Origin of the sequence: Dactylosporangium cerinum, assembly GCF_042653625.1 — a bacterium.
Classification (GTDB): Bacteria; Actinomycetota; Actinomycetes; order Mycobacteriales; family Micromonosporaceae; genus Dactylosporangium; species Dactylosporangium cerinum.
This window is the reverse complement of sequence record NZ_JBHSIU010000028.1, coordinates 260,532-286,974: the sequence shown is the minus strand read 5'-3', so window position 1 is coordinate 286,974 and position 26,443 is coordinate 260,532. Positions and strand designations below refer to the sequence as shown.

Below are 26,443 nucleotides of genomic sequence, written 5' to 3'. Positions count from 1 at the left end.
GCCCCGCACGGTAGGCCGTCGATCACCAGCCCCGCACCTGGGGTTCGACGTTGCTGGAGTCGCCGTAGGTGAAAGCGTCGGTGTAGGCGCGCTCGGCCACGACGGCGCCCTTCGCGTCGAACGCGCGGACCGTGCCCTCGACCGGCGCGGGCAGCTCGAGCCGCCCGACGCCGTTGGTCAGCGGCGTGGTCGCCAGGACGGCGCCGTCGCCTTGGCGGACGAACTCGACGCGGACCGCGGCCGGTGGCGCGACGATCTGCAGCGTGTCGAGCGGATCCTGGGTGAAGTGCGGCAACCGCATGACGAGGAGCGCCTTCTCCGGGTCGCCGATCACGCCCGCGGCGTTCGGGTGGGTGCGCGAGTTCGGCTCCGGGCTCGCGTCGGTGGCGAGCGTGATGTACGGCCCGCCGCCATCCGGGGTCAGCGCCATCACGGTCGCGATCTGGCCCATGCCGGTGCCGACCTTGTTCGGGTCCTCGACCCAGAAGTCGTCGCTCCACAGCACCACGTACCGGATGTCGGGCCCGGTCAGCCCGGTGCTGTAGGCGAGCGCGTCGGCGGCACCCTCCGCGGCCCGTGGGGCGGGCTTGCCGCGCCCGTGCAGGGGGTTCACGTCGACGGCCCCACGCCGCGCCGTGCCCGGCGAGGCGACGGCACCCTCGTAGAGCACGGTCGCGTCCCGGCTGATGCGCACCCGCAGCCCGTTCGGCAACGCCTTGGTGTCGCGGGCCACGTATCCTGCCGGCTCGGCTTTCCAGTCGCGCTTGATCGTGCCGTCGGCCAGGTACCGCGGCGAGTCCGACACCGACACGTCGTACCCGGCCGGCCCGAGCACCAACACATACCCGTCGTCACCCCGGTTGTTGCTGCGCCAGTCGTCCCGGACCACCGGCCCCTCCACGTCGGACCACCCGGTCAGCTTCAGGCTCTTCGCCGACGCCCCGGCGCCGCCCGTCAGGTTGACCAGCCGGGGCACACCCGTGGCACCGGCGACGACCACGAGCCGCCGGTTGCCGAACAGGTCCCCGGCGAACAGCACCCGCAGCTTGGCCCGGTCGCCGGGCAGCCCGTACGCATCGGGATCCGCGATGATCCGGTCCAGCACGTCCTTCTGCAGGTTGATGTCACCGGCGAGGGACCCGCGGGCCGGCGAGTCGAGCAGCGGCCGCACCAGCGCCGGCGGCTCACCGTTCTGCCGCCCGGGCCCGAGGTCCGGCCGCCCGATCCCACCGTCGAGGCCCAGCAGCGTCACCACGTTCACGAGCACACAGCTCACCACGAGCACACTCAACGCGGAGGCCGCGAGGGTGCGGGCCCGCCGGCGCCGGTTCGCCCCGCGGACGGCGGCGGAGGTGACGTCGTACAGCTTCGCCTGCCCGGCGATGTCTTCCAGCGTCTCGGCCAGCCGCCTCACGACCGCACCTCCATCTCCACGAGTTCGGCGAGTTCCGGGGCGAGGGTCCGCAGCCGGGACAGCGCATGGTTGGTCTGGCTCTTGACCGTGCCGACGGAGGTACCCATCACCTGCGCCGTCACCGCTTCGGACAGGTCCTCGAAGTACCGCAGCACGACCACCGCCCGCTGTTTCGGGGTCAGCTTCGCCAGTGCCTGCTCGAGGACGAGCCGCAGCACCGCCCGGTCCGTCTCGTCCCCGCTCGCCTTTTCAGGCAGGACGTCGGTGGTGTGCTCGAGATGCCTGCGCCGCCGCCAGGTCCGCACGTGCTCGTGGTAGAGGATCTTGCGGATGTACGCTTCGGGGTCCCCGGCGGCGGAGACCTTCGGCCAGTGCAGGGCCGCCTTGATCAGCGCGGCCTGGAGGAGGTCCTCGGCCTGCGCGTGCCCACCGGCGAGCAGGTACGCGGCCCGGGACAGCCGCGGCAGCCGCGCCTGCACGAACTCCCGGAATCCCTCTTCGTCGACCACGCGACTCCTTCCCGACCGGCCCTACCGGTGTACATGCCCCCAAGGGCCTGCGAGGTTGGAAGTTCGCTCGAACACCGACGTGGTCAGCGGCGGGGGTCGATTGCCTGGCGCAGGGCGGGGGTGCGGCCGGCCGCTGCGATCGCGCGCTCGATGTCGGTCAGGCCGAAACGTTCCCCGACGAGGTCGGCGAACGGGAACCGGTGGTGGTGACCGGCCAGGAAGGCGACCGCCCGGGTCAGGTGGTCCGGCCGGTAGTTGTGGACGCCGGCCACGGTCAGCAGGCCCCGCACGAGTCGCTCCGGATCGAGGGCGACCGCCGGTCCGGGCGAGACCGTGCCGGCCAGGACGGCATGGCCGCCGATGTCGAGCGCGGCCAGGCACCCCGCGACGGCGGCGGTGGACCCGGAGAGTTCGACCGCGACGTCGACGCCGGTCGGCAGCTCGTCCGGGGTGACCAGATGCGAAGCGCCGAAGTTCCGGGCCTGGAGCCGGCGGGCCGGGTCCGGGTCGCAGACGGTGACCTCGGCGCCCGCCGCGGCGGCCATCGCCGTGGCGGTGACGCCGAGCAGCCCGGCCCCGGTGATGAGGACCCGCCGGCCCGCCAGCGCCGGTGCGGCGTCCAGCACGGCGGCGACGGTGGCGGTCGCGCAGGAGGCGGGCGCGGCCACGACGTCGGGCAGGTCCTCGGGGACCGGGACGATCGTGGTGCCGGGCGGCAGCACCGCGTGGGTGGCGAAGCCGCCGCTGAGGGTCCAGCCGGCGGTGATCGGTTCGTGGCCGAACTTGCGCAGCCGCAGGCACTTCTGCTCCAGGCCGCGGGTGCAGCGGGCGCAGTCGCCGCAGGCGACGGTCACTGACCAGACGACCCGGTCGCCCGGGCACACAACAGCGCCGGCGCCGGTCGCGACAACGCGGCCGACCTGTTCGTGGCCGAGGACGGTCGGCGTCGAGGTGGGCCGGTGACCGGCGACGGTGTGCAGGTCGCTGCCGCAGATCGTGGCCAGCTCGATCTCGACCAGCACCGCACCGGCGGCGAGGTCCGCGGGCCGGTCCGTGGTGACGATCCGGAACGGCGTGCCGGCGCCGTCCCAGCGGGCGTACCGCACTCCGTCGCCGCCCACGTCAGCCCCGCGCGTCGAGCAGTGCGGGCAGTTCGACGACGCTGGCGATCACGTCGTGGGCGCCGGCGGCCCGCAGCGCCGACTCGGGCCGGCCGCCGGTCAGGACGCCGACGACGAGCCCCGCGCCGGCGGCGACACCGCAGCCGGCGTCGGACTCGGTGTCGCCGACCACGACGAGCGCGCCGACGGAGCTGGTCCGGGTGCGCAGCAGCGCGGTCAGTGCCAGGTCGGGTGCCGGGCGGCCGCGGCCGGCGTCGGCCGGGGTGAGGACCGCGTCGGCGAGCTCCTGCCAGTGGAGGGTGTCGACGATCGCGTCGGCGGTGGCGCGGCCGAAGCCGGTGGTGAAGACGACGGCCAGCCCGCGCTCGCGCAGCTCCTGCAGGGTCTTCTCGGCACCGGGGATGGGCGCGCACCGGCCCTCGTCGACGAGTTCGGCGTACGCGGCCTCGAAGGCGCTGTTGAGTTGCTGCGCCGTCGTCTCGTCGGCGAGGGCGCGGAACACCTCGATCTTGGACTGGCCCATGGTCACCCGCACGTGCTCGAGGGCGGCCGACCGGCCCGGGTCGCCGGGCAGCACCCGGTCGTACGCCCGCGCGAAGCCCTCCTCGACCAGGCCGTCGTCCACCACGAGCGTCCCGGCGAGGTCCAGCACCACAGTCTCGAATCGCATGTCGTTCCCTTTCACACTGTGCGGAGCGCGCGGCCGACAGGCCGCGCCCCAAAAGAACCGAAGAGGTCGTTGACCACTGCCTCGCCCAGGCCGAGGCCGGTGGTCATCCCGATGCCGGTGGTGACCGACACGACCCGCAGCCCGTCGGCCGGTGCCGCGATGAGGAACTCCTCCGGCGCCGACGCGTACGTGCCCTGCCACCGTTCGCGGATCGGCAGCCGCTCCAGCCCGAAGAGCTCGCGGGTGATGTCGGCCAGCGCGGTGAAGGACGACTCCGCCTGGAACGGGGGCACGGCGAGGCTGCGGTAGTGGGTGTCGCCGGCGATGACGGTGCCGTCGGGTCGCTGGGTGTACATCTGGTTGAGGTCGAGCGCGTACAGCTCGGGGTGGTCGGTGGCGAGCCGTTCCCGCAGGGCCGCGGCGGCCGTGGTCGCGTTGCTGGCTGAGTACCGCAGCAGGGACCAGCCGGTCAGGACCGGGGCGCGCAGCGGCGCCGGGAGGGCCGCCGGCTCGATCAGGAGCATGTCCAGCCCGCACCGCAGGACGCCGGCCTGCTCGGCGACGTCCGGGTAGAGCTGGTCGACGTCGTGGCCGACCGCGACGACGACCGCGTCGGCGCGGATCGGGCCGCGGGAGGTGTGCAGGATCCCGCCGTCGACCCCGAGCGCCGAGGTCCGCCAGCGGAACTCGACCCCGGCGGCGGCCAGGTGCCGGGCCAGCGCCGGGGCGGCCTGGCGCGGGTCGACCTGCAGGTCCCGGGGCAGCAGGGCGCCGCCGGTGGCACCGGCCACCGGCGCCCAGCCGGCCACCTCGTCGGCGCCGATCAGGGTCATTCCCGGCTCGGTCCGGCTCCACTCCTCGATGACGGCCAGCTCGTCGGCGGCCCGGGCCACGATCACGGTGCCGGACTCGCCGGCCCAGAAGCCGGCCCGCTGGGCGTATCGCAGCCACAGTTCGCGGGCCCGTTCGGCGTACTGCCGGGCCTGACCGGTCTGGGCCGTGACGCAGATGTGCCCGAAGTTGCGCACGCTGGCGCCGGTGATCGCGGCGGCCCGGTCGACGACGACGACCCGCAGCCCGCGCTCCCGTGCGGCGGCGGCGTGACCGAGGCCGACGATGCCGGCGCCGACGACGGCGAGGTCGAACCCGGCGGTCACCGCAGCGCCCGGCGGACGACGGCGGAGATGCCCTCGACGACCACCACGGCGGTGACCAGGACGATGACGAACGCGGTGACCTGGTCGTAGCGCGAGACCCGGGTGGCGTCGATCAGGTAGTAGCCGATGCCGCCGGCCGCGACGATGCCCAGCACCGTCGCGGAGCGGATGTTGGAGTCGAAGAGGTACAGGGTGTGGCCGACCAGGGCGGGCACGCTGAGCCGTGCGGTCGCTGAGAAGAACACCTGGGTCCGGGTGCCGCCGACGGAGTGGACGGCGAGCTGCGGACCGGGCGGGGCCTCTTCGAGGGAGTCGGCGATGAGCTTGCCGAGCAGCCCGACCCCGACGACCGCGAGCGCGAGCGTGCCGGCCTGCGGGCCCAGCCCGGTGATGATGATCAGGACGATGGCCAGGATGAGTTCCGGGATCGAGCGGATCACCAGCAGCAGCAGGCGGGCGGCCAGCCGCACCGGCCGGTTGGGGGCGGCGTTGCGGGCGGCGAGGGGCCCGATGAGCAGCGAGACGGCCAGGCTCAGCAGGGTGGCCGCCGCCGCGATCTCCAGCGTGACCAGCAGGGCGTCGAAGACGTTCGTCCAGGTGCGGGGTTCGATCGACGGCGGCCAGGTCCGGTCGAGGAGGAAGGGGATCTGGGACCAGAAGCTGAACAGGTCGAGCCACTTCGCCTCGGAGCCGATGACCGCGGCCACGACGACGATCGCCGCGACGATGATCGCCGCCGTGGACTTGATCCGGTCCGGGGTCCAGGGGCGGCGCATGGCCGCGTCCACCCCGCCCTCGAAGGAACCCATGGGCGATGCGGTTCCGGGTGGCAGCCGCCGCGCGAGCCGGGACCCGAGGCTGCCGCCGGACGGCGCGACCCCCAGCAGCTGGGCCCGGATCACGGTGGAGGCGATCTCGAACAGCACGCACAACCCGAAGATGACCAGTGCCAGTGCCATGGCAAGGTGGTAGTTCAACGACTCCAACGCCAGGCGCAGGTCGTAGCCGAGGCCGATGATGCCGGCGTACCCGAGCAGCACGGAACCGCGCAGGTTGATGTCGCCGCGGTGCAGGGTGGTGGCGATCCAGGAGGGCAGCACCTGCGGGAAGACGCCGGACCAGAATTCCTGGGCCGGCGAGGCGCCGGTGGAGCGGATCGCGTGGCGCGGCCCTTCGTCGATCTGCTCGATGGCGTCGGCGAAGAGCTTCGAGATCATGCCGATCGAGTGCAGGGCGATCGCGAGGATGCCGGGCAGTGAGCCCAGGGCGAACAGCAGCACGAAGAGCATGGCCAGCACGACGTCCGGGACGGCGCGGGCGACGACGCCGATCGAGCGGCCGACCGGGACCAGCCAGCGGTGCGGGCTGGTGTTGCGGGCCGAGATGTAGGCGATCGGCACCGACAGCACGGCGGAGAGCACGGTGCCGCACAGCACCACGCCGAGGGTGACGCCGATCGAGCGGAGGAGCTCGGCGGCCGGTGGGAACTCCAGCGGGAGCATGCGGTCGAGGAACGGGCCGACCTTGCCGGCGCTCTCGGTGAACGTTTCGACGGTGAAGCCGACCTGGATCAGGGACCAGACCGCGAACGTCAGCAGCGCCACCAGCAGGCCGCCCGCGACCACGGTCGAGGCCGGCGGCCCGGGGCGCTTGACGAGCCGCTCCAGGTCGACGTCCGTGCTCATTTGGCCTCCGCCAGTGATGCGGCGATCCGGCCGTAGATCCGCATGGCCGCCTCGCGGGTGAGAGCGGCCGCGGGCGTGTCGAGCACGATGCTGCCGCTGCGCATGCCGACGATGCGCCGCCCCCAGGCCAGGGCGATCTCCACCTGGTGCAGGCTGCAGATCACGGTCAGCTGCCGCTCGGCGGCGATCTCCTGCAGCAGCGACATCACCTGGTCGCTGGACTCCGGGTCGAGCGACGCGACGGGCTCGTCGGCGAGCAGGATCTCCGGCTGCTGCATCAGGGCCCGGGCGATGGCGACGCGTTGCTGCTGGCCGCCGGAGAGGGTGTCGGCCCGCTGGTAGCTCTTGTCCAGCAGCCCGACCCGGTCGAGCTGGGTGAGGGCGCGCCGCCGGTGCTCCCGCGGGTATGACGCGATGCCCAGGCGCGGGCCGCGCAGGCCGGCGAGGGCTCCGGTGAGCACGTTCTCCAGCACGGTCAGCCGGCCGACCAGGTGGAACTGCTGGAACACCATCCCGATCCGGCCGCGCAACCGGCGTAGTTCGCCGCCGCGGAGGGCGGCCATGTCCTCGCCGAGGACGCGCAGCCGGCCGGTCGTCGGGGTCTCGAGTCCGTTCAGGTGGCGCAGGAGGGTCGTCTTGCCCGAGCCGGAGAGCCCGAGCAGGACGACGATTTCTCCGGGGCTGACCGTCAGCGACACGTCCCGCAGCGCGGCGACCTGCCCGAAGGTCTTGCTGAGCCCGTGTGCCTCGATCACGGGCGCGTCGCTGACCGTCATTGTCGTTACTTTCCGCAGGCCGCGGCTTTGGTCTGCTTGCACAGATCCCGGATGATGTCGTACTTCGCGTCGTCGACCGGCGCGAGCGCGTAGAAGGTCTTCTTGAAGTTGTCGGAGTCCGCGCCGGTGATGCCGGCCGCCTTGATCTGGTCGATCGTGACGTTCTGCAGGCCGGAGACGAGCTTCTGCTTCAGGTCGGCCGGCAGTCCGTCGGCGAGGGTCATCGGCGCGCCGACGACGAAGGTCTTCGCGATGACCTTGAGGCCGGACTGAGCCTCGACGGCGACGTCCTCGGCGAACCCGGCCTCGCACTCCTTGCCCTGCGACACCTTGAGGGCCGACGCGTCGTGCTTGCCGGCGAAGACCGGCGTGACGTCCTTGGTCGGGTCGATGCCCGCCTTGAGCAGGTTGTAGCTGGGGTACAGGTAGCCGGAGGTCGAGGTCTGGCTGACGAAGCAGACCTTCTTGCCCTTGAAGTCCTCGATCTTGCTGATCGAGGAGTTGGCCGGGGCGATCGCCTCGGAGTAGTACCCGGGCTCCTGGCCCTGCTTGGTGATGATGGAGGCGAACGGCGTGATCTTGGCGCCGTTGTTCTTCGCCGTGACGTAGGTGAAGCCGGAGAAGCTGGCGATGTCGACCTTGCCGGACACCGCGGCCTCGACGAGGGCGGCGTAGTCGGACGACTCCCGGTACTCGACCTTGAGCCCGGAGACCTTGGCGATGTAGTCCTGCAACGGTTGATAGTTCTGCTGCGTGGAGGCGGTGTCCGGCACCACGCCGAACACGAGCGTGCCGGAGTCCTTGGCGAACTTGCCGGCCGCGGCGGAGGCGCCCGCCGCGGTGGGGGTGGCGGTGTCGTCGGAGGAGCACGCCGCCGTGCCGGCCAGCAGCGCAACGGCAGCGACCGCACCGAGCACGACTCGAGCGGAGATCTTCATGGTCAACCCTTCTTGGCGAACCCCGTGTCAGCGGTCGCCAAGGTAGGGAGGGTTGGTGAACGGGCCGGGAACGCGCAGTAGTTCGGCGGGAACGACCACCTAAGGTTCGGACCTGTTATGAATTCGTTATCCATGGCTGTCCTGGCCGCCGTGAGCAGGCCGGGATGCCGTAGGGTGGCGCCGTGTCGGTCCCCTCGCATCGCTCCGGCATCCCCGATCACGGCCGGGTCCCGAAGTACTACGCGGTCAAGGCGCTGATCCTCGGCGAGATCGCCCAGCTCGGAGTCGGCGCGTCGCTGCCGCCGGAGCGGGACCTCGCCACGCACTACGGCGTCGCCCGCTCCACGGTCCGCCAGGCGATCTCGGAGCTCGTCATCGAGGGCCGGCTGGCCGCGCACCGCGGACGCGGGACCTTCGTCGCCGAGCCCAAGCTCATCCACCCGCTGTCCCTCGCGAGCTACACGGAGGCCCTGCGGGCCATGGGCCACGAGCCGTCGCGCCTCGTCATCACGGCGGAGGAGGTCCCCGCCGACGACGACCTGGCCGCGGCCCTCGAGATCGAGCCGGGCGCACCGGTCGTGCACCTGGAGCGGGTGCTGCGCGCCGACGGCGAGCCACTCGGGCTGGAATCCACGCACCTGCCGGCAGCGCGGTTCCCGACCCTCCTGGACGGGCTCGACCCGAGCGGCTCCCTGTACCGCTACATGCAGGACGAGCTCGGCGTCGTCTGGTCCGAGGCCACCGAACGGATCGAAACCGCGCTGGCCAGCCCGCGCGAGGCCCTGCTCCTGCAGACGAACCCCGCCCTGCCGATGCTGCTCATGCTGCGGATCAGCCGCGACCCGTCAGGCACCCCGATCGAACGCGTCCGGTCGCTCTACCGCGGCGACCGGATCGGGTTCGAGGCACACCTCACCGCCAAGCACTGATCAGCAGGACGGCGCCAGCTTGGGGCGGTTCGGGCGGACCAGCCACAGGCCAGTGCCGTACATCGCCAGGCCCAGGGCGATGAAGCCGGCCGCCACCGGGTAGCGCCATCCGGCCGGCAGGTACGTGGCCAGGAACCAGCTGTGGCGCAGGGTGCCGTTGGCGACGAAGACCGTGGCCAGGATGCCCTGGGGGACGAGCGGGATGGCGCCGAGGCCGAAGCACCAGCCGGTGATCGCCTTCTGGGTCTTGCTGAGGTGATCGGTCCGGAACGACGTGCGGGTCTGCGGCTTGCGGCCGGTGCGCATCGTGTCCAGCAGCTCCGGGCCGTGCGAGCGCAGCCGCCGCTCGGCGAGGAGGCCGAAACCCCACCAGCACAGGACGCCCGTGAGCAGGCCCACCGGCACCCCGGCCCAGCCGAAGGAGATCGCGGTCAGCCCCGCCGGTACACCGGTGACCAGGACCGAGGCGAGCATCAGGTAGGCGAGCCCGGTCAGCCCGCCGTCGTCCTCGCTGGTGCGCAAGGGGTTGCCGGCGCGGCGGTGCGGGTCGGTGCCGGGGACGAGGGCGTACACCGACACCAGCGGGATCAGTCCGGCCGCGCCGCCGAGCAGTGCAGCAAGCAGGGCCAGGATCAGCGGCCACGGGCCGTCGGCGAGAAACGTGAACGCGACGCTCAGCACGATCGCGATCGGCGCCTGCACCGACAGCCAGGCGAGCTGGCGGCCCCGGACGTCGCTCGCGCCGGGCGTCATCACCGTGAGCCACAGGGCGGTGCCGTCGGTGCCGTACAGGTTGGAGGCCATCGCGGCGGCCATCACCACGAAGATCGGGCCGGCGTAGGGCAGCATGCCGTTCCAGCCGATGAGCAGCGGGCTGGCGGCGAAGCAGACGCCGTAGGCGAGGGCGAACGCGGCCTGGTGGTTGCGGACCAGGTCGCGGGACCAGGTGCGCAGCTCCTTGGCAACGACGGCGCCACTGGCAGAAACGGCCGTGATGCGCCGTTTTGCAAATCGCCCGGACACACGGGTCGCCCGCTTGCCGAGCAGCGCGGCCCATGCCGCGAGCAGCACCAGCACCAGCACGAAGAGGGCGGCCAGGGCCCACCACGAGCCGCGGGCGGCGAGCAGCCCCCACGACGACGGCAGGTAGCGCACCGCCGAGGGAATCCCGGTCTGGCCGAACGCGACGAAGAACACCCAGATCTGCCCGAGCGCGGCCAGGATCAGCCCGTTGACCAGCCCCGACCCGATCGCGCCGAGCCGCGACCGCAACGCCAGCCCGACCAGCGCGACACAGACTTTGGACAGCAGCACAAAAACTGCCAACTGCAACAGCATCGCCGGTACGGCCAGCAGCACGTTGCCGTTTCGCACCCCGACGATCAGCAGGCCGAGCAGCGCGGTGAGGCTGACCAGCGGGGCGACGCCGACGAACGCGGCCGTCAGCAGCCCGGTGGCGAGCCGGCGGGCGGGCAGGCCGAGCAGCGCGAAGTACTCGGGCCGCACGGTCTCGTCGCCGCCGCCCATGAAGACCGGCCCGAGCACCCAGCCCAGCAGCCAGACCGCGTAGGTGGCGGCCAGGACCTCGAAGGTCCCGGTGAAGGCGAGGTACACGGTGCCCGCGGCGAGCAGGCCGCCGAGGACGGCGCCGGTGCCGGCGGTCTGCGCGCGCTGCCCACGGAAGGCGTGCCGCAGAATGGCGAACTTCATCTGCGCCATGGTCACTTCGACAGCCACGACAGCTCCTTGATCCCCTTGTCCTGCCCACCGACGAGCCCGACGAACGTGTCTTCCAGCGTGTTGGTGCCGCGCACCTGATCGAGCGGCCCGGCCGCGACGACGGTGCCGGCGTCGACGACGGCGACGTGGTCGCAGAGCTGCTCGACGAGGGCCATCACGTGGCTGGACAGCACGATGGAGCCGCCGCCGGCGACGAACCCGCGCAGGATCGTCTTGATGGTGGCCGCGGAGACGGGGTCCACCGCCTCGAACGGCTCGTCGAGCACCAGCAGCCGCGGCGCGTGCAGCAGCGCGGTCGCGAGGCCGATCTTCTTGCGCATGCCGGTGGAGTACTCGATGACCAGCGCCTTCTCGGCGGTGTCGAGCTCGAGCACGTCGAGGAGTTCAGCCGCCCGCTGGGCGACGACGTCCTTGGGCATGCCGCGCAGGAGGCCGAGGTACGTGAGCACCTCCCGCCCGGTGAGCCGTTCCGGCATCGCGAGCCCGTCGGGCAGGACCCCGACGAGGGCCTTCGCCGTGTTGGGTGCGGCCCAGACGTCGGCGCCGAAGATCTGCGCGGTGCCGCCGTCGGGGCGCAGCAGCCCGACCGCCATGGAGAGGGTGGTGGTCTTGCCGGCGCCGTTCTGCCCGACGAGCCCGTAGAACGATCCCTGCGGGACGGTGAGGTCGATCCCGTCGACGGCGACCTTGTCGCCGAACCGCTTGGTGAGTCCCCGAAGCTCCAGTGCTGTCTGCATGCGTCGACGGTACGAACCTATCGAGCCGAGCAGATTGACCCTGAATACCCGGCCGGGGTGGGGCTACCTACACCCTCTTGCCGTTTTGGTTTACGACGCCAGTCGCTCCTCGTCCGGCTGGTTGATCTCCGACCACACGGCGTCGAGGGAGAGGCCGAGGACGTCGGCGATCGCGGCGATGGTCGGGAAGGCGGGGGTGGCCACGCGCCCGGACTCGATCTTCCGGAGGGTCTCCGGCGAGACCCCGGCGTTCAGCGCGGTGTGCAGCATGGACCTGTCTCCCCTGGCGCGGCGCAGGAGGGCGCCGAGGCGCTGTCCGCGTTCGACCTCGTCGGGACTGAGCGGCAACCTGACCATGACCCTATTCTAGTACCGGGATAATATGGCCGGGATACTTATTGGCCGGAGGAGTGAGGCGCCGCATGATCGAGATCCTGAACCCCACCGACCTGCCCCGGGCGAGGAACACCGGCGCCCTGGTCGCCGGCATCCTGCAGGCCATGAAGCAGCGCACCACGGTCGGCACGAACCTGCTGGACATCGACCGGTGGACCCACGAGATGATCGTCGAGGCCGGGGCGCAGTCCTGCTACGTCGACTACGCCCCCTCCTTCGGCCGCGGGCCGTTCGGCCACTACATCTGCACGTCGGTCAACGACGCCGTGCTGCACGGGCTGCCGCACGACTACACCCTGGTCGACGGCGACCTGCTGTCGCTGGACCTCGCGGTCTCCCTGGCCGGCGTGGTCGCCGACTCCGCCATCAGCTTCATCGTGGGCGCCGCCAAGCCGGCGGAGAGCGTCGCGATGATCGACGTGACCGAGCGCGCGCTGAGCGCCGGGATCGCCGCGGCCGGCCCCGGCGCCCGCATCGGCGACATCTCCCACGCCATCGGCACGGTCCTCAGCGACGCGGGCTACTCGATCAACACCGAGTTCGGCGGCCACGGCGTCGGCACGACCATGCACCAGGACCCGCACGTGGCGAACACGGGCCGGCCCGGCCGCGGCTACAAGCTGCGCCCCGGCCTGCTGCTCGCCCTGGAGCCGTGGATCATGGCGGACACCAACAAGCTCGTCACCGACGCCGACGGCTGGACGCTGCGCAGCGCCACGGGCTGCCGGACTGCCCACAGCGAGCACACGATCGCCATCACCCCCGACGGCGCCGAGATCCTCACCCTGCCCGCGTAACGCCTTTCTCCCGGTCCCGAATACAGCACGGTCACGGGACGCCAGCAGAAGACTCCCGCCGGTAATGTGCTCGGCGAGCGTGATCGACGGCGGGCGATGGGGGAGCCGCTTGGTCGGGCTGCACCTGCGGGCGCGCAGCACCTCGCCGACCAGCACCCACTTCACGCTGACGGTGCGCCGGCTCGGTGCGGTGGACCTCGGTGCCGGGTCGCGGTGGCGGGTCAGCGGTGGGCAATTGGCGGCGGTCCGGGATGGGCTGCGGCTGGCGGTGGACGCGCCGGGCGGGCTGCCGGACGGGGCCTGGATCCAGCCGGTGGACGCGCCGTATCCGTTGCCGGTGCTCGCTGCCGGGGCGTCGCAGGCGTTGCCCCGGATCGGGACGGCGGGTGCGCTGGTCGACCTGGAGTACGCGAACCGGGTCGCCACGCAGGCCGGCACCGCCGAGCGGTCGGAGGTGTGGCTGAACGCCTCGGCCCCGGCTGATGTGCTGACGCTGCTGGCCCGCCAGGGCCTGATCGTGACCGACGACGTAAGCGTCGAGCGGCGTGGCCGGCCTGGTGACGGCGTTGGCGGTGTGGCGGCTGACGGGCTGGGCCCTGCCGGTCTTCGGCGAGGACCTGCCGGCGTTGCCGCTGCCGCACTGGCCCGACGCGGTGGCGGTGCCGTTGACGTGGCTGGCGAGCGTCGCCCTGCTGCTCGCCGTCGCGCTGCGGGCCGGTGGCAGCCTTCCTGCCACGACACACCACCCGAAAGGCCGACCACGTTCGAGTGACCACGCTCGGCGTGATCACCCGCCGCCACCGGCGCTGGTTTGTACCGATTACGCCTACCGTGTCGCCGGATTCCCTCGAATGATCGGCTGAGTGCGGCAGAGAAACGTTCATTTCGTGGCGCCCGTGAACGGCATCCGGCACAAATGATCAGGCCATTGTGGCCGGTTGGCATTGCCTCGACGATGCATTGTCATCGCCGACCACGAGGAGCTCACGACGTGAGAAAGATTCTGACGTGGTGTGCAATTCCACTGGTCCTGATCATTCTTTGGTGGTTGGGCTGGGGCCGCGCACCCGGCGCCCGGCAGGTATCCGCTGTGCTCGACAGCTTCCCGGCCCCGTCCACCTGGATCCTGGTCGAATCGAGCGTTCAGGGCCGCAGCCCGTTCTGCGGTGACAACCCGTGCCCGGGCGGCTCCCGGCAATGGGGGCTGCCGTCCACGCCCACGGCCGGCGAGCTCCAGGGCCTGATGGGGCAGGCGGGCTGGCCCAGCGCCGGCTTCGACGGCGACTGCCGGGCGAAGCCCAACCGCACCGGCCCGATCCCGCTGTGCACCGCGAGGACCAGCGCGCACGGCCTGCACATCGCACTTTCCGTGGTCGGCCCGTCCGGACCACCGGACCGGCAATTCACGGTCGTTCTCCTCGTTTCGGAATGACTCCCTACTACGTTTGTGGAGCAAGCGGATGCGAAGATTGATCGCCGCATTATCGGCGTTGACAGTTGCCGGCACGCTCATTTCGACGAGCGGCGTCGCGCACGCGGAACACGACACGAAACCGTGCGGCGACGTCACCGTCGTCTTCGCCCGAGGCTCCGGCCAGGCACTCAACAAAGACGAGGCGCAACGCTTCTTCGGCCAGATCGACAAGCGCACCAACGACGACGTGAAGCTCAACGCCTACGAGGTGGGCACCGAGGCGCACGGCGGCAAGCAGTACGAGGCCGTCGGCGTCAAAGGCTCGCTGCAGTCGTACAAGAACCTGCTGGAGGCCGACGCCTCCTGGACCGGATTCCTCGGCGGCAGGTACAACGCGAGCGTGGCCGGCGGCGTCACCGAGACCCGCACCTACCTGACCGAACGCGCCGCCCGCTGCAAGGACGAGCAGTTCGTCCTCGGCGGGTACTCCCAGGGCGCCCACGTCATCGGCAACACCCTCGCCGAACTCGACCGGAGCCTGCGCGACCGGATCGCCTACGTCGGCCTGTTCGGCGACCCGAAGCTGTACCTGCCCGAGGGCATCGGCGTCTTCCCCACCGCCTGCCGCGGCGGCGCCCGCTCGCCGTGGCGGCGCGGCAACGTCGGCTGCTTCACCGACAACGGCTCCCTCGAGGCGCGCGTGCCCTACGTGCCGGCCGACATCGAGAACCGGGTCGGCTCCTGGTGCGACCGGGACGATCTGGTCTGCAACAACAACCTCGCCGACCTGATCGGCTCCACGCACGAGAACTACGCCAAGGAGGGCAACGGCATCGACGAGGCCGCGCAGGAGGTGGCCGAGGCCCTGGCGGGTCGCCTGCCGGGCCACCGCGACGACTTCGACCTGTCCATCTTCGTCATCGGCGTCGGCACCACCGGGCTCGACGTCGCGATCGTCATCGACACGACCGGCTCGATGGCCGACGACATCGAGGCCGCGCGGCTGTCCGCCCGCACCCTCGCCACGACCATCACCTCCCTGCGCGGCCGGGTCGCGCTCACCGAGTACCGCGACGCGGGCGACTCCTTCGTCGCCGCGGTCCGCAGCCCGCTGAGCAACGACATCGCCGCGTTCCAGACCGCGCTCGCGCCGCTCGTCGCCGCGGGCGGCGGCGACACCCCCGAGGCCCTGCTGACCGCGCTGATGACCACCTTCAACGAGCTCTCCTGGAAGCCCGGCGCCACCAAGGCGGTCGTGGTGCTGACCGACGCCGGCTACCACGACCCCGACGTCGCCAACGGCTGGACCGTGGGGCAGGTCGCCACCAGAGCCCTGGAGATCGACCCGGTCAACGTGTACCCGGTCGTCCCGGACTTCCTCAGCGCGCAGTACGCCCTGCTCGCCCAGCAGACCTCGGGCAAGGTCGTGGTCAACTCCGGCGACACCCAGGCCGCGCTGATCGGCGCGATCACGCAGATCAAGGCCCGCCCGACCGCGCTGCTCGCGGTGGACGAGTTCTGGGCCGCCCCCGGCACGGAGGTCGCCTTCGACGCGTCCCGGTCCTACGACCCGGACTCGACGCTGACGAAGTACGAGTGGGACTTCGACGGCGACGGCACCATCGACACGACGACGACCACGCCGACCGCGAAACACACGTACCCCAGCGCCTTCGAAGGCCTGGCGCAGGTGCGGATCCATTCCGCCGACGGCGGCGTGGCGAACGCGATCGCGACGATGCACATCAACGCGACCGGCCTGGCCAAGCTGGGCCCGGCGGCCCCGAAGACCCTCACCGCGAAGGTCACCGAGGTCGACGCGACGAACCGCACGGCGACCCTCACCTGGACGCCGGGCTCCGGCGCCGGGACGGTCAAGGCCTGGCGGATCTACGACGGCGCCGGCGCCCTCATCGGCCAGGCGGCCGGCAACAAGTCCAGCATCACGGTCACGAACGTGCCGAACACGGCGGCGACGTTCGCCGTGGCCGCGAGCAACGCGTACGGCACATCGGACACCGTCCGCGTCACCGTGCCGCCCCGAGCGGAGGCGACACCGACGGCCAGCCCAGCACCGTCCGGTGGCTCACCGTCGCCCTCGGCGTCTCCGGTTCCGGCCGCCGTACCGACGCAACTCGGCCGCACGGGCAGCAACATCAGCATGATCGCGGTGTTCGGCGTCAGCCTGCTGCTTCTGGGCGCCGTGATCCTGTTCGCCGCCCGCCGCCGCCAGCGGCGTATCGGCTAGGTATTCGCTTGGCGTTGGTGGCCTGTTTTGCAGGCCACCAACGCCCCCATTCAGGAGCAGCGCTCGGTGCTGAAGTCCTGGTGGCCGCGGCCGGTGTGGCAGCGCTGCGTGCGTTTGCCCTCCACGAATCGGAACCGCCCGTCGTCGCTGCGGCGCAAGGCGATGCGGTACCGGATCGCCATGATCGAATCGTCGCCGAGCTTGGTGAGGGTCACGGTGAGGACGGGGTCCTTGCCGTCCACCCCTTCCTGCAGCAGGTAGATGTCGACCGGCCCGTCGAAGCCCCGGGTCAGGTCCAGCAGCTCGGCGACCGCACCGTCCGGCGACTGCGCCCAGCCGGGAGCGGAAGTGTCGATGAGGGCGTTGAACCCAGGAGCGGCCAGGGCCCCGGTTTCCCGGTTCACGTCGATCTTCTCCGACCACAGTGGACCTGACGGCGCCACGGTCGGCGGGGTCCAGCGGGTCGCGTCCGACTGTTCGATCGGATCGCCGCAGCCGGCCAGGAGCACGGCCAGGAGCACGACGGCTCGCTTGATGTTCACAGGGACATAGACGCCCATAGGGCAGTCGCGGTTGACACGCCATGATCGAAAGATCAGGACAGAACCTGGCCTGAATTGCTCGTAGCGTTCTCACCATGGCGGCAGTTCCCCAGCGTAAGGAGCCCCTCATGTACCTCGTCATCGGCGCCACCGCTCACTTCGGGCGTCAGGCGGTGGAGGAACTCGTGGCCGCGGGCGTGCCGGTGCGGGCGCTGACCCGTACCCCGTCGAAGGCCGACCTGCCCGCCGCAGACGAGCTCGTCGCCGCGGACCTGACCAGCCCGGAGACCCTGCCGCCGGCGTTCGACGGGGTCGAGGCAGCGTTCCTGGTGCTGCCGTACGGCATGGACGTGGCGCCCCTGCTGGCCGCGGCCCACGCCGCTGGCGTGCGGCGACTGGTGTTCCTGTCGTCCGGGGCGATCACCGGCCACGCCGAGCAGCAGCCCGACGTGATCGCGCAGTACCACCGCGACGTCGAACGGGCCGTCGAAGCGACCGGCATCGAGTGGACCTTCCTGCGAATCCTGTTCCCGGCCATCAACTCCCTGACCTTTGCGATGCAACTGCAAAGTGGCGTGATCCGGGCGCCGTACACCAGGGCATCGTTCAGCGCTGTGCACGAGCGCGACGTCGCGGCCGTGGCGGCGCGGGTGCTCGTCGACGGCGGGCACGGCGGCCGGGTGTACGACCTGACCGGGCCGCAGTCACTGACGCAGGCGCAGCAGGTGCACATCCTCGGCCAGGGACTGGGCCGCCCGCTGACCGTGGAGGATCTCGATCCTGAGCCGGTCCAGCAGCAGATGCGCCGGTTCATGGACGCCGACTTCCTGGCGGCGCTGTTCAGCCTGATGGCCGAGGCCGTGGGCAAGCCCGCCCCGGTGAACGACGTCGTCGAGCAGATCACCGGGCGGCCGGCGCGGACGTACGCCACCTGGGTCGAGGACCACCGAGCCGATTTCCAAAACTAAAGCAGGTCTGCCAGCAGGACTTCCGTGACGCGTTCCTCGTGGACGGCGACGCCCTCCCGGAGCATCGCCGCCGCGAGGTCCGGGTCCCACGCAGTGGCGACGGGCGCGCCGCTGAGTGGGTGCGGCGGCGTGTTCGGGTCGCGGGTGGCACGGACCGCGGACGAGTAGTCGGCGGCGGTGAAGCGCCAAGGCGCCGCGCCGGTGCGCTGCATGACCCGGCCGGCGATGGCCACGCCCGGCCAGTCGAAGTCGCCGTGGTACCGCAGGCGAACGCCGTCAACAGCGGCGAGCGCGTCGAGGAGGGCCAGGGTCACCGCGGTCGGGTTGCCGAGCGTGCAGACAACGGCGGCGCTGACCTGGGCCTGTGCCGCGGCTTCCAGGACGCGTGGGTTCTCGCACACGGATACGGTCTGCGGCGCAAGCCGGATCGGCAGCAGCTGCCGCAGGTCGCGCAGGGTCAGGTGGGTTTCGCTGTGGTGGTCGGCGCGGGTACGCAGCTGGCTGGCCTGCCAACCGTCGCCGAGCGGGCGGAGTCCGTAGGTAAGCACAGTGGTGGCCACGGTATCCCCGGCGACCCCGACGGATGCCCATAAGGCCCGGCGGTCCACGGCGGACGCGGGCGCTTCGGCGCCGGTGGTGGCGAGGGCGATGCCGCGCAGAACCAGGCGGTTGAGCAGGGTGTCGTCATCGAGGCCATGTGCGGAGCCGGTGACCTGTTCGGCGAGCTCACCGCGGGATCGCACGCCTGCGGACGGGTGCAGGACCAGGCCGAGCGTGGTGATCGCGTGGGTGAGCAGGCGGTGCGCCTCGTCCGATGGGAGCCGGCCGACGATGCCGCTGCGCCAGACGCGGTCGAGCCACTCGGGAAACCAGGACTGGCCGTCGAGGCCCACCGCGGCGGCCGCGGCAAGTGCCTGATCCCGCAGCGACACCCGGCGCTGCTGTTCGGCGGCCGCTGCCCCGCGCCGGTCGGGAATCGGGCCCGCGACCGCCTCGACGACGTCAACGAGCCCGGCACTGGCAGCGCTGGCAAGCAGCAGCCGATCGAGGGCGGCGAGGTCGACGCTCACCTGGGTTCCGACGGCCCGGCCGAGCAGCTGACCGACCGATTCGCGGTGCTCGTGCGAGGCACAGTGGACGGTGAGCCGGCCGGTGGCCTGACCGCCGTTGCGGGTGAGCCGCCCGTGCATGGCGGTCCACAGTGGAGCAAGCGACGGGGAACGCAGCCACTGCAGCGCGGTCGGGTCGATCATGCGGGCAGGACCGTCCGGCGGCGGCCGTCCCAGCGGAAGTGCAGGGTCGCGACGCCGGGCTGGGCCGGATCGCGCAGACATTCGTAGATGCCCAGCGACGGGACCTCCGGGAAGCAGCCCCAGAGCCGTTCGCTGGTGAGGATCGCGTCGAGGTCGAGTTCGACGAGCAGGCCGAGGAGGCGGCCGTGGGTCGGCTCGTCGACCTTGGCGAACGCGTCGTCGAGCAGGATGAGCCGCGGCGCGGTTGGGTGGGCGTCGCCGACGGAGGAGAAGTGGGCCGCCGCCGCGGCGAACAGCACCAGGTACGACACCACCCGTTGCTCGCCCTGGGACATGGCGGTGCGCGCCGACAGGGTCCGCTCCCGGTCGGGGTTGGCCTGGTCGGTGACCTTGACGGTGAACGTGAACCACTGCCGGTAGTCCAGCGCGGCCCGCAGGTGCACGGCGTAGCCGGCGGACGGGTCGCTGCGGCGGGCGTCGTCGACGCGGCGGGCCAGAACCTCGCGGAGCCGGTCGTTCTGGTCCCGGGTGCGCAGCGCGAGCGGGGTCTTGAGCAGGCCGACGGCAGCGCGGGTGTCGGCATCGGCGTCGGCGCGCAGCGCCCACACGAGCCGGGCGCCGAGCCCGTGTGAGGTGCGGACCTGGGCGAGGGTGGCGTTCATGCCGTTGACGAGCGCCTCGGCGGCGAGGATCTGCCGGGTCAGCGCGTCGCCGAGCTCGCCGAGCAGGAACCGTTCGAACGCCTGGCGTTCCCGGTCGGCGACGGCGGTGCGTTTGAGGTCGAGTTCGGCGCCGAGGCGGGCGGTGGCGTGCGCGACGGGGTGCTGGCCGATGTCGTCGGCGATCTCGACGACCTTGACGCCGTCGCGGTCTTCCCAGATGAGGTCGTACCCGCCGGCGAGCCGGCCGCGGACGTCGATGTACCTGAGGTGCAGCGCGTTCTCGCCGAGGTCGGTGCGCTGGGGACCGAGCGCGCCGGCGAGTGTCGTGGCGAGGCCGTCCAGGCGGGTGATGCGTTCGCGGGGTGTCTCCGCGACGTCGGGCGGGACGGCGATGTCCTCGCCGAGGTCGAGCGCGGCGGCGACGCCGGGCAGGGTGATGATGCGGGGCAGCGCGGTGCCGGCCTGCAGGGCGATCTGTTCCTGCCCGGCCAGCCGGTCCCGGGCTTCGTCGCGGGCGTTCTCGGCCCGGATCCGCTGGTCCCGTGCCTGCTGGGCGCGGCTGCGCAGGGTCGGCAGGCGCAGTTCGGCGTCGCGGAGCCTCGCCTCGGCGGCGGCCTCGCGGGCCATGACGCCGGCCGCGTCGGCGTGCAGCGACTCCTGCAGCACGGCGAGTTCGGCGGCGGCTTCGGCGTGTTCGGTGGCCGTGGCGGCGGCGGCCTCGGCGGCCTCGGCGACGCGCTCCTGGGCGCTGTTGATGTCGTCGAGTTGGGAGGTGTACCGGTGCAGCAGCGCTACCAGTCCGTCGGCGTCACGGCGGTGCCGGGGAAGGTCGTCGGCGAGCCGCCGGAGCCGGCCGTCGACGCGGGTCAGGTCCTCAGGGGCGGCCGGCAGCAGGTGCGCGTCGGCGGCCGCGGTGACCTTGCGGCGGTGCTCGGCGGCTTGGGCGGTGAGGTCCCGGGCCCGCCGCCGGGCGTCGGCGACCTGGGCGGTGAGCGCGGTGACGGCGGACTCCGCCTCGTCCCGCCGGGCCTGTGCGGTGCCCAGGCCGGCGGCGTCGGGCAGCGCGCCGAGGAGCCGGTCGAGGTCGCGGCGCAGGGCGGCGACCGCGGCCAGGTCCTGGTCGAGGCGGGCGACGGTGGCGGCGCCCTCGTCGATCTGGGTCTGGAGTTCGGCGAGCCGGCGAGCGCGCAGCGCGGCTCGGTTGGTCGCTCCGACGTATTCGGCTGCGGGTTTGCGCCAGGTGCCGTGGGCGACGCCGAGCCGCCAGCTCCCATCCGTACCGATCCAACTGCCGACGCCATCGGAAGGACCGTCGGAAAAGGCGATTGCGGCGAGCAGGGCCGTCACCTCGTCGGCGCCGGGGACGGGCACGAGCGCGGCGCCGAGCAGCGGGTGCGGGACCGGTGGCCCGGGGCGTAGCAGGACCTCGCCGGTGCCGGGCGCGACGATGCCGCCGTCGGTGGTCACCCGGCCGTCGAGGAGGCCGCTGGCCTCCAGCGCCGCTTCGATCGAGGCGCGCCGCGCGTCGTCGAGGCCGTCGGCGAAGTCGACCAGCTGGTAGAACGGCCGACCGGCGCGGTCCCCGCCGGCCGGCGCGAACCGGGTCCTGGGCGGCTCCGGGTCGGTCTTCGCGGCCCATTCCTGGTGTTCGCGGCGGACGGCGGCGAGGTGGTCCGCGGCGCGGGCACGGTCGTGCAGGAGCGTGTCGCGGCGGTGTTCGGCGTCGGCCCGGATCGGGGCTACGGCGGTTTCGGCGGCCTCGCGGACCGACTCCGGAGTGTCGGCCAGGAGCACGGGTGCGGCGTCGATTCCGGCCGCCGTGATCGCGGGGTCCTCGGTCCACCGGTGCACGTCGGCGGCGTACGCGTCGGCTGCGGCCTGCAGTGCAGCGGTCCGGTCGGCGAGGCGGTCGTTCGCGGTGCCGAGCTGGCCGTCGAGGAGTTCGGCGTCGCCGGCCGCGCGGGCGGCGTGCTCCGCGGCCCGGTTCGCCTTACCGATCAGGTCCTGGAGGTCAGCGACCGCGCGCCGGCGGGCCGCGACGGCCGCCTCGGCCTGCCGGCTCTGGTCCCGGTGGGCGTGCAGGTCCTGTTCGGCGGCGGCCGCGTCGACGGCGCGGAGCTGCGGTCCGGTGACGGTGGTGTACCGCAGTGCCGGCGCCGCGCCGAGGTGACCGACGTCGAGTCCCGCCTCGCCGGCGACGTCGCGGAGCCGGCCGTGGTCCTCGCGCAGCCGCGCGGACGCGGTGGCGATGCGGGTGGACTCGTCGTTGAACCGGGCGACGAGGTTGGCGAGGTTGCGCTGCTCGGCGGCGGCCCGGCTGGCGGTGGCCTGGGCCGCGGCGTGGAGGGCCTGCACTGCTTGGCGGCGCTGCGCCAGATCACGCACCGCCCGGTAGGCGGCGCTGTCCCGCACGGCGGTGAGTTCCGCCCGTGCCTCCCGCCCGGCGTGCTCGAGCTCGGCGGCGGTGTCCTCGGCGGCGCGTTCGTCGTCGATGGCGGCGGAGACCGCGCGTTCCCGCTGTCCGGCCTGCCGCCGCCGGTCGCGGAGTTCCTGCAGTGCCTGCTGGACGGCGCCGACCCGGGCGCGGAGCTCGCCCTGCAGGTAGCCGCGGTAGCCGGTCATGAGGTCGGTGAGCGCGCCGTGGGTGCGTTCGAGCCGGCCGAGGTCCTCGCGGACGGTTTCGAGGTCGTCGAGGTTGTGCGCGACCGTGTCCAGGACGTCGTCGTCCAGCGGTGGCAGTGCCTCGCCGAGTTCGGTGGCGAGCTGGCCGGCCTCGATCCGGTCGCCGATCGTCGGGCGGCGCAGCCGGTACAGCAGGTGCACCAGGTTCTGGTAGCGCCCGGCGTCGTTGACGCCGAAGAGTTCCCGGCCGACGCGGGCCCGGTATTCGCGCGCGCCGGCGATGACGGCACCGTCCCCGAGCCGTTCCCGCAACCGGTCCAACGGAAGCGGCTGGCCGTCGACGACGAGCGCGACGTCGACCCCGACGCGCAGCGGCGTGATGAAGTACTGCAGCCGCGCCTCGGTCGTCGCCGCGGACCAGCGCACGACCGCGCCGAGCGTCAGGTGCCGCCAGGTGCCGTCCTCCGCCGTGCCGTCCTCCGCCTGGCGCCGCAGTTCCAGCCACAGGAACCCCTGCCGGTTGACGCCGGTGGCGCCTTCGCTCATCAGCCAGCGGAACGTGGTCTTGCCGGCGCCGGTCGCGTCGAGGCGTTTCACGTCGCCGTCGAGCAGGAACGGCAGCAGCAACTCCAGGGCCTTGGACTTGCCGGCGCCGTTCTTGCCGCGCAGCAGCAGCCGGCCGTCCTCGAACTGGAAGACCTGCTCGCCGTACTGCCAGACGTTGCAGATGCCGGCCCGGTGCAACTGGAACCGGGTCATCCCCGCTGCGCTCCTTCGACGGTCACGGCATAACGTCCGGCCGCCGCGAGCAGCACCAGCGCGCCCGGTGGTGCGGTGCCCCTGGCGTTGCGGGCGTCGACGGCGCGCTCGGCGGCGATGTCCTCGTCGTGCTCGGCGTCGGCGACCGTCGGACCGGCGCGGCCGAGCAGCTGCAGCTGGGTCAAGAGGTCGACGACGGCGTCCTTGAGCGCCGCCGGGTTTTCGGTGTACGCCCCCGCCCACCGCTTCGCGTGCCGCTCCACGAGCCCGGCGAGGGTCTCCTCGATCAGCCCGTCCGGCACCGGGACCCCGACCACCGGCGGCCCGGTCCGCGACACCTCCGGCGCGAGGGCACCGGCCAGCGCCTCGACGGTCAGCAACGCGGCTTGCGCGACGGTGCCCGTACCGGGGAAGTCCACATCGGACAGATCGTCGTCGGGGTCCAGCAGGGCGGCCCCTTCGGCGCGCAGCTCGGCGTGCAGTCCGGTGTATTCGGCGAACGCCCGCTCGTCGCGGCGTTGTTCCTTGCGCAGCCAGGCCCGTTCCCTGGCGGTGAGGTCGTCGACGTAGACCACCGGGCATTCGACGAGGCGCCGGCGCACTGCATGCCGGGTCGTTCGTTGCTCGGCGGCCATGAACTCCTCGGGGTTCGCGGCCCGGCCGATCGGGGCGGCGAGCAGGTGCGTGACCAGGTCCCGGTCCACGCTCAACAGCGCCTCGGCCTGGTCGCCGTCGACGGTGCCCTGCTCCTCGAGCAGCACTCGCCACTGGACGAGCTGCCGCAACGCCGTGGTGAGCGCTCGCCGCTCCACTGCCCGGTCCACGTCCCCGAGGTCGATCCCGGCCTCCACCGCCGCGCTGCGGATGTCGGCGACGAGCTGCGACAGCAGCAGCTGCTCCGGTCCCGTGAGCAGGACCGCGACGGTCAGCGCCAGGTATGCGTAGGACCGCGGCGCGAACGGCGTCCCGCTCTTCTGCAGCAGCGGCCGCCCCTGCCCCGGTGGGAGGCCGGCCTTGAACAGCCGCGCGAAGCCCGCCTCGACGACGAGCCGGTAGCCGAGGAACTGCCCGAACCAGCTCTTGAGCCAGTCGGCGTGCCTTCTCACCAGCGGGAACTCGTCGTGGGTGGGGTGCAGCAGCGGCTGGGCGAGCAGCGCCCGGACGGCCCGGCGCCGCTCCTCGGCCAGGGCGATGTCGTGTTCGTGCGGCTCAGCCAAGGTCGCCTGCGATCATGATGGCGAGGTCGTCGGCGGTGAAGTCGCCGTTCGCGGATCGCAGCGTCAGCGTGTTGCCCGGCTTGGCGGTGAGCTCGCACCGCAGCCCGAGGTCGATCGACACGGTCACCGCGGTGCCGGCCGCGGGCTCCCCGGCGCCGAGGGCCTGCGCCATGAGCTCCAGCAGCAGCTGCATCGCCGGCCCGGACAGCCGCACCGCGGCGAGGTCCGATGCCGCCGACAGCAGCTCCGCGGCGGCCCGGGCCCGCAGGTGCTGCGCCGCCGCGGCCTGCTCGACCAGGACCAGCTGCTGGGCGCTGCGGTCCACGATCCCGCCGGGCCGCCCACGCGCGGCCCGCTCACCACGTTCGCGGAGCGCCACCGGCACCGTCACCGCCGGCTTCATCCACCAGCTGTCGGTTGCCGGCACCACGTCCTCCGGATCGGCCGCCAGTCCGAGGTGCCGGCTGCCGTACACCCCGAACGCCGCGGTGAACAGGTCAGCATCGGTCCCGGCGTCGGCGCCGTCGAACCAGGCCGCGAGCCGCAGCAGGTCCCGCCGCCGCGAGGTCGCCTGCCCGGAGGAGCGGATCATGCGCTTCGCGTTGGCCAGCAACGACTGCAGCGCCCGCAGCGTCGCGTCGCGCAGCTGGTTCACCTCGCTGCGCCGCCCGTCGGTGTCCTCGAACCAGGCCCGCAACGCCAGCCAGTCGTCCCGCGAGTGCCCCCGGGTCCGCTGCACTGCTATGCCGAGGTCCTTGGCCGCCTCGGCCAGGCCACCCTCATCGAGCCGCTCCAACAGCCCGTCCAGGTGCGGCCAGATCCGCTCCAGGTGATGCTGAATCCGCGGCGACAGCAGCACCACCTCCTCGGTGATCGACTCGACGTAGTCGAGCAACAGGTTCTTGAACCCGCTGTATTCGCTGCCGTCGAGGTCGTACCGGGCGAGCACCTGCCCGAGGTACGCGTAGAAGTCCCGCACCGAGTCCCGGAACTGCCAGAACTGCGCGAACACGGCGGCGACGGTGTCCCGGGCCCGGATCATGTCGATGCCGCCGGGGTCTTCGACGATCTCGCTCAGCGCGCCGAGTCCGGTGGCTACCAGGCCGAGCAGCTCGCGGCTGATCTCCCGTGCCGTCTCGGCGCTGGCGAGCACGTCGTCGACCTGTCGCTGGACCTTCTCGCCGAGGGGTGAGAGCTGGTAGCGGGATCTGGTTCGCTGGTACTCCTCGATGCTTTTCACTCGTACGGAGTGCGAGCTGGGGAGGAGGTTTCCCCAGGTGACGAGCTGGTTGAGGCGGTTGACGGCGGTGTCGAGGGAGATGCCGTCGAGGGCTTCGACGACCTGTTGGGCGGACAGGTCGGTCATGAGGGAGGCGCTGAACAGCCGCATCATGGCGAGGTAGGTGGCCCGCTCCGGGACGGTGAGGTAGGTGTACGCCTCGAGCCGCTCCAGTTCCTCGGGTCCCTCCACCACGCCGCAAAGCGTAGACGCTCCCCCGAGTGCCGCATAGTCGCCAACCAACTACGGTGCGCTCGTTGACAGCGGCGACGCCCACCACCAAGATCGCTAGCCGAGCGACCTTTGGAGCGACATGCGATTTCGAGTTCGCGGCCACTCAGTCCGCGGGCACCTTCGCAAAGGCAGGTGGGTGCGCCCACACCGCCGCGGCGATCACTACCGAACCAGCGCCGGCGTCACTCCCCCACCAGCCCGATGGCACGACTTCCGCCCACCCTCGCTGGCCGGCGTCTCCCGCACGCCACCCAACCGCACGCCACAGCAACGAGCGTTCATCGTCGTCGCCGGCATGGCCCTGGCGGCATTCTTGCTGTGCTGCTTCGCCGTCGGATGCGCAGGCTTTCTCCTGGCGCCGCTGGTGCCCGGCGAC

At 72.2% G+C, this 26,443-nt stretch carries 22 protein-coding genes; 6 read left to right on the top strand and 16 right to left on the bottom strand.

What is annotated here, in order from left to right; all coding sequences use genetic code 11:
- Positions 1–22: 22 nt before the first annotated feature.
- The 8 genes from ACFPIJ_RS24055 to ACFPIJ_RS24020 all read right to left on the bottom strand — a co-directional run bounded on the left by ACFPIJ_RS24055 (position 23) and on the right by ACFPIJ_RS24020 (position 8,270).
- On the bottom strand, positions 23–1,414 hold the full coding sequence (locus ACFPIJ_RS24055; RefSeq protein ID WP_380117428.1) for a hypothetical protein: 1,392 nt from the start codon (positions 1,412–1,414) through the stop codon (positions 23–25).
- Positions 1,411–1,923, bottom strand: a complete 513-nt coding sequence (locus tag ACFPIJ_RS24050; RefSeq protein ID WP_380117427.1) for a SigE family RNA polymerase sigma factor — start codon at positions 1,921–1,923, stop codon at positions 1,411–1,413. The genes ACFPIJ_RS24055 and ACFPIJ_RS24050 overlap by 4 nt, the downstream gene beginning before the upstream one ends.
- Positions 1,924–2,006: 83 nt before the next feature.
- The gene (locus tag ACFPIJ_RS24045) at positions 2,007–3,044 is read right to left on the bottom strand and encodes a zinc-binding dehydrogenase (RefSeq protein WP_380117426.1); all 1,038 of its coding nucleotides are present in this window, start codon (positions 3,042–3,044) and stop codon (positions 2,007–2,009) included.
- A gap of 1 nt (position 3,045) precedes the next feature.
- Positions 3,046–3,714 (bottom strand): HAD family hydrolase, encoded by a 669-nt coding sequence (locus tag ACFPIJ_RS24040; RefSeq protein ID WP_380117425.1) that lies wholly within the window; start codon positions 3,712–3,714, stop codon positions 3,046–3,048.
- A gap of 11 nt (positions 3,715–3,725) precedes the next feature.
- Positions 3,726–4,871, bottom strand: a complete 1,146-nt coding sequence (locus tag ACFPIJ_RS24035) for a TIGR03364 family FAD-dependent oxidoreductase (RefSeq protein WP_380117424.1) — start codon at positions 4,869–4,871, stop codon at positions 3,726–3,728.
- Complete coding sequence (gene phnE / locus ACFPIJ_RS24030) at positions 4,868–6,556, bottom strand: phosphonate ABC transporter, permease protein PhnE (protein ID WP_380117423.1); 1,689 nt, start codon at positions 6,554–6,556, stop codon at positions 4,868–4,870. The genes ACFPIJ_RS24035 and phnE overlap by 4 nt, the downstream gene beginning before the upstream one ends.
- Positions 6,553–7,332 (bottom strand): phosphonate ABC transporter ATP-binding protein, encoded by a 780-nt coding sequence (phnC, locus tag ACFPIJ_RS24025; protein WP_380117422.1) that lies wholly within the window; start codon positions 7,330–7,332, stop codon positions 6,553–6,555. The genes phnE and phnC overlap by 4 nt, the downstream gene beginning before the upstream one ends.
- A gap of 5 nt (positions 7,333–7,337) precedes the next feature.
- The gene (locus ACFPIJ_RS24020) at positions 7,338–8,270 is read right to left on the bottom strand and encodes a phosphate/phosphite/phosphonate ABC transporter substrate-binding protein (protein WP_380117421.1); all 933 of its coding nucleotides are present in this window, start codon (positions 8,268–8,270) and stop codon (positions 7,338–7,340) included.
- 182 nt (positions 8,271–8,452) lie between these two features.
- Here ACFPIJ_RS24020 and ACFPIJ_RS24015 point away from each other — a divergent pair, with 182 nt between their 5' ends.
- Positions 8,453–9,199, top strand: coding sequence for a GntR family transcriptional regulator (locus ACFPIJ_RS24015; RefSeq protein WP_380117420.1), 747 nt, complete (start codon positions 8,453–8,455; stop codon positions 9,197–9,199).
- On the opposite strand, the gene ACFPIJ_RS24010 is transcribed toward ACFPIJ_RS24015, so the two are convergent.
- The 3 genes from ACFPIJ_RS24010 to ACFPIJ_RS24000 form a co-directional block, all read right to left on the bottom strand.
- Positions 9,200–10,936: a hypothetical protein gene (locus tag ACFPIJ_RS24010; protein WP_380117419.1), complete on the bottom strand. Its 1,737-nt coding sequence runs from the start codon at positions 10,934–10,936 to the stop codon at positions 9,200–9,202. It abuts the gene before it with no gap.
- The gene (locus ACFPIJ_RS24005; RefSeq protein ID WP_380117418.1) at positions 10,921–11,676 is read right to left on the bottom strand and encodes an ABC transporter ATP-binding protein; all 756 of its coding nucleotides are present in this window, start codon (positions 11,674–11,676) and stop codon (positions 10,921–10,923) included. Before ACFPIJ_RS24005 ends, ACFPIJ_RS24010 begins: the two co-directional genes overlap by 16 nt.
- 90 nt (positions 11,677–11,766) lie before the next feature.
- The gene (locus tag ACFPIJ_RS24000; RefSeq protein ID WP_203848538.1) at positions 11,767–12,033 is read right to left on the bottom strand and encodes a helix-turn-helix domain-containing protein; all 267 of its coding nucleotides are present in this window, start codon (positions 12,031–12,033) and stop codon (positions 11,767–11,769) included.
- A gap of 65 nt (positions 12,034–12,098) precedes the next feature.
- On the opposite strand from ACFPIJ_RS24000, the gene map reads away from it, so the two are divergent.
- From map to ACFPIJ_RS23980, 4 genes are all read left to right on the top strand, one after another.
- Positions 12,099–12,869: a type I methionyl aminopeptidase gene (map, locus tag ACFPIJ_RS23995; RefSeq protein WP_380117417.1), complete on the top strand. Its 771-nt coding sequence runs from the start codon at positions 12,099–12,101 to the stop codon at positions 12,867–12,869.
- Between the two features lie 109 nt (positions 12,870–12,978).
- Positions 12,979–13,641 (top strand): hypothetical protein, encoded by a 663-nt coding sequence (locus ACFPIJ_RS23990; protein WP_380117416.1) that lies wholly within the window; start codon positions 12,979–12,981, stop codon positions 13,639–13,641.
- Between the two features lie 318 nt (positions 13,642–13,959).
- Positions 13,960–14,301: a hypothetical protein gene (locus ACFPIJ_RS23985; RefSeq protein ID WP_380117415.1), complete on the top strand. Its 342-nt coding sequence runs from the start codon at positions 13,960–13,962 to the stop codon at positions 14,299–14,301.
- 28 nt (positions 14,302–14,329) lie between these two features.
- Positions 14,330–16,531: a cutinase family protein gene (locus tag ACFPIJ_RS23980; RefSeq protein ID WP_380117414.1), complete on the top strand. Its 2,202-nt coding sequence runs from the start codon at positions 14,330–14,332 to the stop codon at positions 16,529–16,531.
- 50 nt (positions 16,532–16,581) lie between these two features.
- Here ACFPIJ_RS23980 and ACFPIJ_RS23975 read toward each other — a convergent pair whose 3' ends face one another.
- Positions 16,582–17,073, bottom strand: a complete 492-nt coding sequence (locus ACFPIJ_RS23975; RefSeq protein WP_380117413.1) for a hypothetical protein — start codon at positions 17,071–17,073, stop codon at positions 16,582–16,584.
- Positions 17,074–17,201: 128 nt separating this feature from the next.
- On the opposite strand from ACFPIJ_RS23975, the gene ACFPIJ_RS23970 reads away from it, so the two are divergent.
- Positions 17,202–18,041 (top strand): NAD(P)H-binding protein, encoded by an 840-nt coding sequence (locus ACFPIJ_RS23970; protein ID WP_380117412.1) that lies wholly within the window; start codon positions 17,202–17,204, stop codon positions 18,039–18,041.
- On the opposite strand, the gene ACFPIJ_RS23965 is transcribed toward ACFPIJ_RS23970, so the two are convergent.
- From ACFPIJ_RS23965 to ACFPIJ_RS23950, 4 genes are read right to left on the bottom strand one after another with little or no spacing between them, the layout of a single operon-like run.
- Positions 18,038–19,294, bottom strand: coding sequence for a TIGR02679 family protein (locus tag ACFPIJ_RS23965; RefSeq protein WP_380117411.1), 1,257 nt, complete (start codon positions 19,292–19,294; stop codon positions 18,038–18,040). The two genes, ACFPIJ_RS23970 and ACFPIJ_RS23965, sit on opposite strands and share 4 nt — an antisense overlap.
- On the bottom strand, positions 19,291–23,337 hold the full coding sequence (locus tag ACFPIJ_RS23960; RefSeq protein WP_380117410.1) for a TIGR02680 family protein: 4,047 nt from the start codon (positions 23,335–23,337) through the stop codon (positions 19,291–19,293). Before ACFPIJ_RS23960 ends, ACFPIJ_RS23965 begins: the two co-directional genes overlap by 4 nt.
- A complete protein-coding gene (locus ACFPIJ_RS23955) occupies positions 23,334–24,554 on the bottom strand; it encodes a TIGR02678 family protein (RefSeq protein ID WP_380117409.1) in 1,221 nt (406 codons plus the stop codon). Before ACFPIJ_RS23955 ends, ACFPIJ_RS23960 begins: the two co-directional genes overlap by 4 nt.
- The gene (locus ACFPIJ_RS23950) at positions 24,547–26,028 is read right to left on the bottom strand and encodes a TIGR02677 family protein (protein ID WP_380117408.1); all 1,482 of its coding nucleotides are present in this window, start codon (positions 26,026–26,028) and stop codon (positions 24,547–24,549) included. Before ACFPIJ_RS23950 ends, ACFPIJ_RS23955 begins: the two co-directional genes overlap by 8 nt.
- Between the last annotated feature and the right edge of the window lie 415 nt (positions 26,029–26,443).